At 63.8% G+C, this 11510-nt stretch carries 10 protein-coding genes; 7 read left to right on the forward strand and 3 right to left on the reverse strand.

Going from position 1 to position 11510, the window contains the following annotated elements; genetic code table 11:
* From EN969_RS04225 to EN969_RS04255, 7 genes are all read left to right on the forward strand, one after another.
* The coding region (locus EN969_RS04225; protein WP_127418998.1) for an ATP-binding cassette domain-containing protein at positions 1-619 on the forward strand (619 nt) is incomplete at its 5' end.
* Positions 616-1713: an ABC transporter permease gene (locus EN969_RS04230; protein WP_063168891.1), complete on the forward strand. Its 1098-nt coding sequence runs from the start codon at positions 616-618 to the stop codon at positions 1711-1713. The genes EN969_RS04225 and EN969_RS04230, both read left to right, overlap by 4 nt.
* 3 nt (positions 1714-1716) lie before the next feature.
* Positions 1717-2652, forward strand: a complete 936-nt coding sequence (locus EN969_RS04235) for an ABC transporter permease (protein ID WP_024505120.1) — start codon at positions 1717-1719, stop codon at positions 2650-2652.
* Between the two features lie 47 nt (positions 2653-2699).
* Entirely contained in the window at positions 2700-3506 is an 807-nt protein-coding gene (locus EN969_RS04240; protein ID WP_013529871.1) for a 4-pyridoxolactonase, read from the forward strand.
* Positions 3507-3531: 25 nt separating this feature from the next.
* Positions 3532-4710, forward strand: coding sequence for an alanine--glyoxylate aminotransferase family protein (locus EN969_RS04245; RefSeq protein ID WP_063168890.1), 1179 nt, complete (start codon positions 3532-3534; stop codon positions 4708-4710).
* 33 nt (positions 4711-4743) lie between these two features.
* On the forward strand, positions 4744-5490 hold the full coding sequence (locus EN969_RS04250; RefSeq protein ID WP_063168889.1) for an SDR family NAD(P)-dependent oxidoreductase: 747 nt from the start codon (positions 4744-4746) through the stop codon (positions 5488-5490).
* Between the two features lie 124 nt (positions 5491-5614).
* A complete protein-coding gene (locus EN969_RS04255) occupies positions 5615-6451 on the forward strand; it encodes a sulfite exporter TauE/SafE family protein (RefSeq protein WP_082826541.1) in 837 nt (278 codons plus the stop codon).
* 21 nt (positions 6452-6472) lie between these two features.
* Here EN969_RS04255 and EN969_RS04260 read toward each other — a convergent pair whose 3' ends face one another.
* From EN969_RS04260 to EN969_RS04270, 3 genes are all read right to left on the reverse strand, one after another.
* A complete protein-coding gene (locus EN969_RS04260; protein WP_013529875.1) occupies positions 6473-7822 on the reverse strand; it encodes an HlyD family type I secretion periplasmic adaptor subunit in 1350 nt (449 codons plus the stop codon).
* Entirely contained in the window at positions 7819-9588 is a 1770-nt protein-coding gene (locus tag EN969_RS04265) for a type I secretion system permease/ATPase (RefSeq protein WP_063168888.1), read from the reverse strand. The genes EN969_RS04260 and EN969_RS04265 overlap by 4 nt, the downstream gene beginning before the upstream one ends.
* 79 nt (positions 9589-9667) lie before the next feature.
* On the reverse strand, positions 9668-11510 hold a 1843-nt coding region (locus EN969_RS04270), incomplete at its 5' end, for a DUF5801 repeats-in-toxin domain-containing protein (protein WP_245467410.1).

Consider the following 11510-nt stretch of genomic DNA (forward strand, 5'->3'; position numbering starts at 1 on the left):
CGCTTGTGGCTGTCCGCTGGCCGGCCAGCGTACAGCCACAAGCGGCTCGGTGCGGCTGGACGGCGCCGCCATCGAGACGCTGAGCGTCGGCGAGCGCCGCCGGCGCGGCCTTCGCTACCTGACCGACGACCGACTGGGCGAGGGCACTGTCGGCACCTTCCCGGTCTCGATCAATTTCTTCCTCAAGCAGGTCGGCGCGGCCCCGTTCTGGCGCAACGGCGTCGAGCAGCGCGCGGAGATCGACAAGCGCGCCGCGCAGCTCGTGCGCGAATACGACGTGCGCACGCCGAGCCTGAAGACGCCCGTCGCGCGGCTGTCCGGCGGCAACATCCAGAAGGTGCTTCTGGCAAGGGAACTGGCTGAAGGCGCCAAGGTGGTGATCTTCAACAAGCCGACCTATGGGCTCGATCTCACCAACACATTGGCGTCGCGCCAGCGCATTCGCGATACGGCGGCGCGTGGCCTTGCCGTGCTGCTGATCTCCACCGACCTCGAGGAATTGCTTGGTATGTGCGACCGCATCGCCGTCATCGCCGACGGCGCTTTGGTCGGCACCGTCGAGAACGTAGACGACGCCCGCACAAAGGTCGGTCGCCTGATGATCGGACTTGCCGCATGAGCATCGACACCGCACCCACGGTCAGCGCCACCGCACTCGATGCCACGAGCGGGGCAGCGACGCGCCGCGACATCCTGCATCGGCTGCTGATGACGCTCGGCCCGATCCTTATCGCGCTGGTCATAGCCGGCTGTATCCTGCTTGCCGTCGGCGTCGACCCGCTGGCCTATTATGGCTTCGTGCTGGAGAAGGGACTGTTCTCGCCGCTCGGCATCCAGCAGACACTGACGCGCATGGCGCCGCTGCTGTTTCTCGCCGCCGGCCTGATCGTCGCCTTTCGCGCCGGCATGTGGAATCTGGGCGGCGACGGCCAGTTCCTGCTTGGCGCGGTGACGGCGGCTGCCAGCGCTCCCGTGTTCGTGCAGATCATGCCAGCCTGGCTGGCGCTGGTCTGCTCGTTCCTCATCGCCATGGTGGTGGCGATGATCTGGTCGCTGGTGCCGGCGCTGCTGCGTGCCTATCAGGGCGTCAACGAGATCATCACCACCCTGATGATGACGTTCCTCGGCACCTCGCTCGCCAATGTGCTGGTCAAGCTGGCGTTTCGCGACCCAAGCACGACCGTGCCGCAGACGCGCACGCTGCCGGTGGAGGACCGGCTGCCGCGCCTGTTCGAAACGACCATCACCAGTGGCCTGCTGCTTGGGCTGGCGGCGATCATCATCGTGCATCTGGTGATGACGCGCACGGCGTTCGGGCTGAAGCTGAGGATCGTCGGCGCCAATCCACGAGCGGCGGTTCACTCGGGGCTCGGCGTTCCCGGCCTGACCGTCGCCGTCTTCGCCATTTCGGCCGGGCTGGCCGGGCTTGCCGGCGCCGTCGACATCATCGGCGTCCAGGGCAATGTCCGCGCCGACTGGAATCCCGCCTACGGGCTTGCCGTGATACCCGCCGTGTTTCTCGCCCGTATGAACGGCTTTGCGGCCATCGGCTTCGTGTTCCTGCTTTCGGTGCTTTCGATCGGCGGCGAGAGCGCGGCGCGCCGGCTCGGCGTGCCCAATCATTTCACGCTGGTGCTGGTTTCCATCGTGCTGATCGTGCTCGCGCTCGCCGAATATTTCGATCACCGATACAACCAGTCGCGGAGGGCCTAGGGCATGACCGGGCTCTTCAGCGAGGTCTTTCTCAGCGCGCTGCTGTTCGGCGCCGTCACCGCAGCGATCCCGCTGCTGCTTGCCGGGCTCGGCGAGCAGATCTCCGAGAAGGCTGGCGTGCTCAATATCGGCATCGAAGGCATGATGCTGGCCGGCGCCTATCTCGGCTTTGTCGGCGCTTTCTATTCCGGGTCGCTGTGGCTGGGCTTTCTCACCGGCGCCGCCGGGGGTGCTGCGGTGGCGCTTGTCATGGCGCTGCTTTGCGTGCGCATCGGGCTCAACCAGATCGTCATCGGCATCGCGCTGACCTTGGGGCTGGAAGGCCTGACGGCGCTGCTCCACCATTTCCAGTTCTCGCGCAGCTATCCGCGCCTGCCGGCGGCGGATGCGACTGTCATTCCGCTGCTTTCGGACCTTCCGGTCATCGGGCCTGCATTCTTCAAGCATCATCTGATCGTCTATCTGGCGGTCGCGCTGGTTTTCGGCATGGGCTACATCTACCGGCGCACGCAGTTGGGCCTCAATTTGCAGGCGGCAGGCGACAAGCCGGCCGCGCTCGATGTCGCCGGCATCGATGTCGTGCGGACCCGCACCATCGCCGTGCTGACGACCGGAGCGCTGGCCGGGCTCGGGGGCGCGTATCTCGCCAATGTCGGGGCCGGCCTGTTCATTCCGTTCATCACCAATGGCGCGGGCTTTCTCGGCATCGTGCTGGCCATGCTGGCGCGCGGTCGCCCGATCTGGGTGCTGTTCGGCGCGTTGCTGTTCGGTGTCTGCCTGTCGCTGACGACGGCCATGCAAGTGGCCGGCATCAACATACCGACCGACATCATCCAGATGCTGCCGTTCCTGGCGGTGATGATCATGCTGGTGCTGTTCGGCCGGCGCGCCAGCCTGCCGGCGGCGCTCGGCATTCCATATGAGCGCGGCGCGCGCTGAGGACAATTCATGCGCGGACGGGACCCGCGCCAATAAAGGAGGCAAGAATGTCGGATACCAAGGTCTACCTGCTCGACGGCGGCTCGCTCGTTCTCGACGGATATCATGTGTTCTGGAACCGCGGCCCTGGCGGCGAAGTGCGCTTCCCGGTCTATTCGATCCTGATCGAACATGCCGAGGGCCGGTTCCTCATCGACACCGGCTACGACTACGATCACGTGATGAAGGTGCTGCCGTTCGAAAAGCCGATCCAGGAAAAGCACCAGACCATCCCAGGCGCCCTGGCGCTGCTCGGCCTCGAACCGAAGGACATCGACGTCGTCGTCAATTCGCATTTCCACTTCGATCATTGCGGCGGCAACAAGTATTTTCCGCACGCCAAGAAGATCTGCCACCGGACCGAGGTGCCGCAGGCCTGCAATCCCGAACCTTTCGAGCATCTCGGCTATTCCGATCTGAGTTTTTCGGCGGAGGCTGCCGAAGCGCGTGGCGCGACCGGGCAATTGCTTGCGGGAACGACACGGGCGAATTCGACCTTTGAAGGCATTGATGGCGACGTCGAGCTTGCCAGGGGCGTCCGGCTGATCTCGACGCCCGGCCATTCGATCGGCCATTACAGCCTGCTGGTCGAGTTCCCCAAGCGCAAGCCGATCATGTTCACGATCGATGCGGCCTATACGCAGAAGAGCCTCGAGACGCTGTGCCAGGCGGCCTTCCACATCGATCCGGTGGCGGGCGTCAATTCGATGCGCAAGGTGAAGAAACTCGCCGAAGACCATGGCGCCGAGCTGATGTACTCGCACGACATGGACAACTTCAAGACCTACAAGACCGGCACGCAATTCTACGGCTGACCGCCGCCAATCCGGAGACAAGACGATGCGCTATCTCGAACACGCCGATCCGGTCATCACCCTGACCGCGGGACCGGTGAACGCCTATGCCGAAGTGCTGCGCGGTCTCGGCCGCACGGTGCTCTACGACTACGACCCGGCGTTCCAGCTTTTCTATGAGGGTGTGGTCGACAAGGCGCAAAAGGCGATGCGGCTGTCGAACAAGCCGGTCATCCTGCATGGCGAGCCGGTGCTTGGCCTGGAGGCCGCCGCGGCCTCGCTGATCACGCCGGACGATGTCGTGCTCAACCTTGCCTCCGGCGTTTACGGCAAGGGGTTCGGCTATTGGGCGAAGCGCTATTCGCCACATCTGCTCGAGATCGAGGTGCCCTACAACGAGGCGATAGATCCGCAGGCGGTCGAGGCAATGCTGAAGGCGCACCCGGAGATCACCGTCGTTTCCGTCTGCCACCACGACACGCCGTCCGGCACCATCAATCCGATCGACGCCATCGGCGCGCTGGTCTCAGCGCATGGCGGCTATCTCATCGTCGACGCCGTCTCGTCCTTTGGCGGCATGCAGACGCACCCGGAGGACTGCAAGGCCGATATCTATGTCACCGGCCCGAACAAATGCCTGGGCGCGCCTCCCGGCCTGACGATGATGGGCGTCAGCGAGCGGGCCTGGGCCAAGATGAAGAGCAACGAGGCAGCCCCCCGCGCGTCGATGCTGAGCATCGTCGATTGGGAGCATGCGTGGTCGCGGGATAAGCCGTTTCCGTTCACGCCGTCGGTCTCGGAGATCAACGGGCTCGATGTCGCGCTCGACCTCTATCTCAATGAGGGGCCGGAGGCGGTATGGGCGCGCCACGCGCTCACCGCCAAGGCCATGCGCGCGGGCATTGCTGCGATGGGCCTGTCGATCTGGGCGGCCAGCGACAGCATCGCGTCGCCGACCACGACCGCTGTCCGCACGCCCGAAGGTGTCGACGAGAAGGCGCTTCGCCAGGCTGCCCGCGCCCGTTACGGGGTGGTGTTTTCGTCTGGCCGCGGCGAGACCTTGGGCAAGCTGACGCGCATCGGCCATATGGGTCCGACCGCCCAGCCGATCTATGCGATCGCGGCGCTGACGGCACTTGGCGGCGCCATGAACGCGGCCGGCCAGAAACTGGCGATCGGCAGGGGTATCGACGCGGCGCTGGCCGTGATCGACGCCGACGCCTGAACAGATATCACCACGGATTGAGGGAGCATTTTCATGACTGAACGGCTTGCGGGGAAGACGGCCCTGGTTACGGGCGCTGCGCAGGGTATCGGCAAGGCGATCGCCGCGCGGCTCGCCGCCGACGGGGCAATCGTCATCGTCAGCGACATCAATGCCAAAGGCGCCAAGGCGGCGGCCGCGGCAATAGGCGGAAGGGCGAGGGCGATTGCCGCCGACATTTCCGATCCGGCCTCCGTCAAGGCACTCTTCGCCGAAATCCAGACCCTGACCGGGGGCATCGACATCCTGGTCAACAATGCCAGCATCGTGCCGTTCGTCGCCTGGGACGATGTCGATCTCGACCATTGGCGCAAGATCATCGACGTCAATTTGACAGGCACCTTCATCGTCAGCCGCGCCGGCACGGACCAGATGCGTGCGGCAGGCAAAGCTGGGCGGGTGATCAGCATCGCATCCAACACCTTCTTTGCCGGCACGCCGAACATGGCGGCCTATGTCGCAGCCAAGGGTGGCGTCATAGGCTTCACCAGGGCGCTCGCCACCGAACTCGGCAAATACAACATCACCGCCAATGCGGTGACGCCCGGCCTGGTCGAGAGCGACGGCGTCAAGGCGAGCCCGCACAATGAGGCGTTCGGCTTCGTCGAGATGCTTCAGGCGATGAAAGGCAAGGGGCAGCCGGAACATATCGCCGATGTGGTCTCGTTCCTGGCCTCCGACGATGCGCGCTGGATCACCGGCCAGACGCTCAATGTCGACGCCGGGATGGTGCGCCACTAAAGCATTCCGCACCCCAAACCCCTGTACGCTTTCGGGCGATCTGCACCCAGGTCGCGACGGGCGGACAGGCGCGGCCAAAAATGTATCCGCAAGGCCGCAGTCGGCCAATCAAGGAAAAATCACAGTGGACTTCGGATTCGACACGTCGGTTTTCGACGGGCTGACGATTGCAATGCTGGTCGCCGGTCTGGCCATGACCGGAATGGCCTCCGGCGTGCTCGCCGGTCTGCTGGGGGTCGGCGGCGGCATCGTCATCGTCCCGGTGCTGTTCTGGGTGCTTAGCCTGTTCCACTTTTCGCCTGCTGTGATCAGCCATCTGGCTGTCGCGACGTCGCTTGCGGTCATCATCCCCACCTCGATCTCGTCAATGCGGTCGCACAACAGGCGCGGCAATGTCGATCGGCCTCTGCTCACTCTGTGGGGACCGGCCGTTTTCGTGAGTGCCCTGATCGGTGGCATCACGTCGAAGTTCATCCCGGGCGCCGGCTTGCGGCTGGTTTTCGGCGTCGTCGGCCTGCTGGTGGCCCTCAACATGGCGTTGCCGAAGCACTTCGTGATCTCCGATCACCTGCCGCAAAGCGGCTGGATCAACCGCGCGATCGCCTCTGTCATCGGCTTTGTCTCTTCGCTCATGGGAATCGGTGGCGGCACGCTCTCGGTGCCGACGCTTTCCAGCTTTTCCTTTCCTGTGCACCGGGCCGTCGGCACATCGTCGGCGCTTGGCCTGCTTATTGCGCTTCCGGCAGTGGCCGGCTTCATCTGGTCGGGTCTCGCAATTGCAGGCAGGCCTCCGCTCAGCCTGGGTTACGTCAGCCTGCCGGCGGTTGCCATCATAGCGCCCGTGAGCTTCCTGTTCGCACCCTTGGGCGCAAGGCTCGCCCACGCGCTCAACCCGCGCTACCTGAAACTTGCCTTTGCATTCTTCCTGGCGATCACGGCCGGGCGAATGCTGCTGTCTTGAATTTCGCTGGGCGGCGTACGGCTATTTTTCCCGCATGGCCCGGCGGAAGTTCTGCGTGATCGGCTCGGCGAGATAAGAGAGAACGGTGCGAGCCCCCGTCCGGATCATCGTCTCGCTCGACATGCCGGGCAGCAGCTTGCGGCCCTCCAGCTTGCCGAGTTCGCTTTTGTCGATCACAACCGTCGCGGCGAAATACGGTGCGCCGCTGCGCTCCTCAACCATGCGGTCAGCCGACACGATCTCCACGACACCCTCGAGCGGCGGCAGGTTGTAGCGGGCGAAGGCCGGGAAGCTGACACGCGCGGGCTGTCCGGGTGCGATCGTCTCGACATCCTCCGGTTTGACCATGGCTTCGACCACGAGTTGTTGTCCGAGCGGTACGATCGTCATCAATGTATCGCCGGGTTTCACGACACCGCCCGCGGTGTGGACCTTCAGATCCATGACGATGCCGTCAACCGGTGCGACGACATCGGTACGGGTAAGCACGTCCCTGGCGGCACGCTCCTCCTGTCTCAGGTCGAACAGTTCCGCCTCGACCTTGCTCAACTCATCGACGGACTCGTTGAGCCGCACCGTATCGAGGTTCAGGATCTGCATGTCGATCTCGGCCATGGCGCTTCTGGCGCGGGCGATTGCGGCGATATTGGTGGCGCGCTCGCCCTCGATCTCCTGCTGCTGTCGTCTGAGCAACAGGTTCCGCTCGCGGGTGGTCAGCCCCTTCTTGAGCAGACTCTCGAGGTCTTTGGTTTCACCCTCGATCGCCTCGATCTGTTTGTCCTTGGTGACGATAAGCTCTTCCAGTCCCTTTATCTCCTCCTCGGTCTGGTGGCGGCGCTGGCTGAGGATTTCCTGCTCGTCCGCCAGATTGTGGTGTTTCGCCGCGAACACGTCGCGCTGTGCGGACACCGCGTCCTTTGCGGCGGTGGCGGGGTTGGCGAGCAACGCCGGATCGAACTCGATCTCGGCCCTGCCGTCACGCTCGGCCCTGAGACGCGCGGCCAGCGCCTCACGCGTTGCTATCCGGTTCTGGATCAGGTCGAGCTGCGCCTTTGCCTGCGTGTCGTCGAGCCGGACGAGGATCTTGCCGGCCTTGACGACATCACCGTTGGCTGCGTTCAACTCCGCGATGATGCCGCCCTCGAGGTGCTGGATCAGCTTGCGGTCGCCGGCGACCTTGATAACGCCCGGCGCCACAGCGGCGCTGTCCAACGGTGCCAGGGCCGCCCAACCTCCCGCGACGCCGAAGAACAGGAACATGATCGCGAACCCGGTGCAGGTCACGCCTGTGAGACGCAGCGGCATCGGTTGCAGCAGGGAGGGCGGCGGAAGGGGCAGCGGCACGACGTTCAATTCCGGGGGGCGGCTCATGCTTCCTTGACCTCTTTGGTTTCCTTGACCACTTCGAGGGCAGGCAACTGGGCAGCCTTGGGCAGATGGGCCACCTTGCTGACGCGGCTGGCGAGTTCGTTGAAGACATGGTCGCGCGGCCCGAAGAGATCTTGCTGACCCCTGTTGAGGACCAGTATCTTGTCTACCTTCTCCAAGATGTTGGCGCGGTGCGCGATCAGGATAACGGTTGTGTTCGTCGCCTTGGCCACGCCGAGAGCGGCAATCAATGCCTCCTCGCCCTCCCTGTCGAGGTTGGAATTGGGTTCGTCGAGGATAAGCAGCGTGGGGTCGCCGTAGAGTGCCCGCGCCAGCCCGATGCGTTGGCGCTGCCCGCCCGACAGTATCGCACCCGCCTCGCCGATCTCGGTGCCGTAGGCCTTCGGCAGCCCCTTGATGAGTTCGTGGACGCCGGCCAACTGCGCTGCCTTGATCACGTGCTGGAAGACCGCCGGATTGACCGTCGCAAAGCGGGCGATGTTGTCGGATACGGTGCCGGCGAAGAGTTCGATGTCCTGCGGCAAATAGCCGACATAACGGCCACGGTCTTCCGCCGCCCATTGGGCAACATCCGTTCCGTCCAGCAAGGCACGCCCCCCCGACGGGCGCCAGGCACCGGCAAGTATGCGCGCCAGGCTCGTCTTGCCGGCCCCGCTCGGACCGATCAGGGCCATCGCTTCACCCGGCTCGAGACGGAAGCTGATGCCTTTCAGGATGTGCTCGCCACCCTGTCGGGCAAGCACAAGGTTGTCGGCCTCAAACCTGCCTTTCGGACGGGGCAGTGGCAGGACCGGTGTGGCTTCCCGGTGCTGTCCGGCGACCGCGGTGAGGCGTTTGTAAGCGGCACGCGCTCCCACCGTCGCCTTCCATGTGCCGATCGCTTGCTCGACCGGTGACAAGGCGCGACCCATCAGGATCGAGGCGGAGATCATGATGCCGGGTGAAGCCTCGTTGCGAAGAACCAGATAGGCGCCGAGGCCGAGTATGGCCATTTGCAGGGCCAGCCGGTGACAACGCGCGATAGCCGCGATGACGCCGCCACGGTTGGCGGCAAGAACCTGTCCCTTGTTGGCCTCGTCCTGTTGGGCCTTCCAGCCTTCCAGCAATGGCTTCAACATGCCCATCGCCTGGACGACCTCGGCGTTGCGGATCGCCGCCTCGGCTTGCACATAGGCCCGCGACTGTGCGCTTGCGGCCTCGGTCAACGGCTTGCGTGTGAGGTATTCGTTGAGCAGCGCCAAAGCAAACAGCACGATCCCGCCGCAAAGCGCCAACCAGCCCAGCCATGGGTGCATGAAGAATATGGCAACGAAGAACAACGGTGCCCAAGGCGCGTCGAGGATCGGGAAGATGCTGGGGCTGGTGAAGAAGTTGCGCACTTGATCCAGGTCGCGCAGCGGACGGGCGTTGGCTTGGCCTGGCGCCGAGGCGGCATATTCCACCGATGCGGTCAGGAGAACCGGTGCCAATCGCGCGTTCATCCACGATCCGACGGTAGCCAGCAGGCGCCCGCGCACCACCTCAAGCCCCGCCATTGCCGCGAGCGCCCCTGCCGCCATCAGCGACAGCATCACCAGCGTCTCCAGGCTGTGGCTGGACAACACGCGGTGGTAGACTTGGAGCATGTAGAGCGCTCCGGTCAGCATCAGCACGTTGATGCCGCCGCTGAACCAGACAAGCGGCCGGATGGCACGTCTGGCCTCTTTCATCACCACCTGCAGGGCAGGGGGCTGTTGTTTGGTTTTCATCGTTATTTCTCTGGTGTGCGGGATGACATCTCGTGCGGGAAGGTTGGGGGCAGCATTGGCTGCCCCCCGTTGGCCAGTGTCAGGCGACGTCGACAAGTATGTGCTGCATCGCTGTCTGGTCCGCGTCCGCGTCCGCCACTTTGAAGGCGAAGTCGAGGTGGGCATCCGGCGTCTGGGTCGAGGTCGAGGTGAAGCCGATGTCCGTGATCTTCAGCACGTCGTTGTCGGTGGGGTCGAAATTCACCAGGTTGGTGGTCGCATCGCTGCCGCCACCGGCGCCGGTCGTCGGGTTCAGGTTGATTGCCGTGTTGTTGCCGGTGATGCCGTTGCCCGACTGCATGATCTGGACACCCTGCAACACGAAGTGCTCGCCGGCCGCGTTGTAGTCGTTCTGCTCGATGATCACGAGGCCGTCATTGTTGTCGAGCGTGAACTCGCCGCTGTACGGGGCCGGGACGTGACCCATCTTGAAGATGTCGGCATTCTGCACGTACATCGCCCTCGTAATCGAGACATCGTCGAGCGTCGACGCCGTGCCCTTGTCGTCGATCAGGTTGAGGATCAGCATCAGATCCTCGCTGTTGCCGATGCCATCGAACTTGATGGCCATGGTGCCGGCGGTCGCTGTCGGCTGGGTAGCCTCGTTCTGACTGTTGATACCGACGTTGCTGTCGAAGAACCGCAATGTGAGCAGTTCGCCTTTCTGGATCGTGTCACCGGCGACACCGTTGGTGCTCTGCGTCGCGGATACCCAGCTTTCATTGGCGTTGCTCACCATCTCGTGACCACCTAGGGTGAAGGTGGCGTCGCCGGATGACCCCTCGCCATTGGCTGTCAAGCTGAACGGGTTGGCTTTGTTGATCAAGTTGCCCGTGAACTGCACGTAGAAGTTTTCGTTAGCCGGCGTATTCGGATCATCAGCCTGCAATTTTTCCAGCACGATCTGTGGGTGGCCCGTATTGCCGAGGGGCTCCTTGGACAAGAGTTGGCTGGTGTGGATAACGTCGAAGCTGAAGCCTTCGAGAGGGTCGGTCAGGTGGATGGTATAAGTATCGGCAATCTTGTCGAAGACGAGGGTGCCGCCCGCCGTCCCGGTCTGGGTGCCAGCCGCCGGATCCTTGTCGTAGGTGAAAGTGAAGTTGAACGTCGCGGAGGTAAGGCTCTCCGACGCCAGCGTCACCTCCGAGGTGAGAATGTTACCACCGCCGCCGCCGGTGATCGTGCCGGTGAGCCCGATCTGGACGCCGGCAAGCGCGCCATTCTGGTCGACAAAGTCAGAACCACTCGCATAGAACGCGGCCGGATGAGCATCCGCGCCGATGTCGTACCCGAAGGCTCCGGTGGCCGACGCGTTGAGTGTGTTGGCCAGAGTCTCGGGGGTCCCGATACCGTTGCCGGCGTTCTGGTCACCGTCGAACGGCACTGTGATCGTCGGCGCATCATCCTTGAAGACGAGGCTTGTACCGATGTTGACACTGTCCGAGGCCTGGTCGCCGTCACCGTCGGTGATGATCGCCGTCAAGGTTACGAGATCATCGGCTGCCAGCGATGTTTGCTGATCCGGTCCGGTGTCGGGCGAGTGTATGACGGCACGTGCCTGATCGAGCGTCACGGTCCCGTCAACAGCCACGCTCACCGTGAACACAATATCGCCAGCGGCTGAACCGGCACGACCGACCACCTCGCCGCCTTCGACGAAAAGCAGGACGGACAGGCCGGTCAAGGTGTCAGTGAGGCCGCTAACGTTCGTAACCTGATTGATGCCGAGCGCATAGCTGATAGCGTCACTATCCGCGCCGGCGTTTGGGGTGAAAACGGTCGCGAAATCCGCACTGTTGGCACCCAAGTTGGACTCGTCGACGGTCAGCGTCGGCTCGGTGCCGGTGGTCGAGATGCTCGGGCCATCATCCTTGAAGTTGAGG

This window comes from Mesorhizobium sp. M7A.F.Ca.CA.003.01.2.1 (assembly GCF_003998945.1).
Classification (GTDB): domain Bacteria; phylum Pseudomonadota; class Alphaproteobacteria; order Rhizobiales; family Rhizobiaceae; genus Mesorhizobium; species Mesorhizobium ciceri.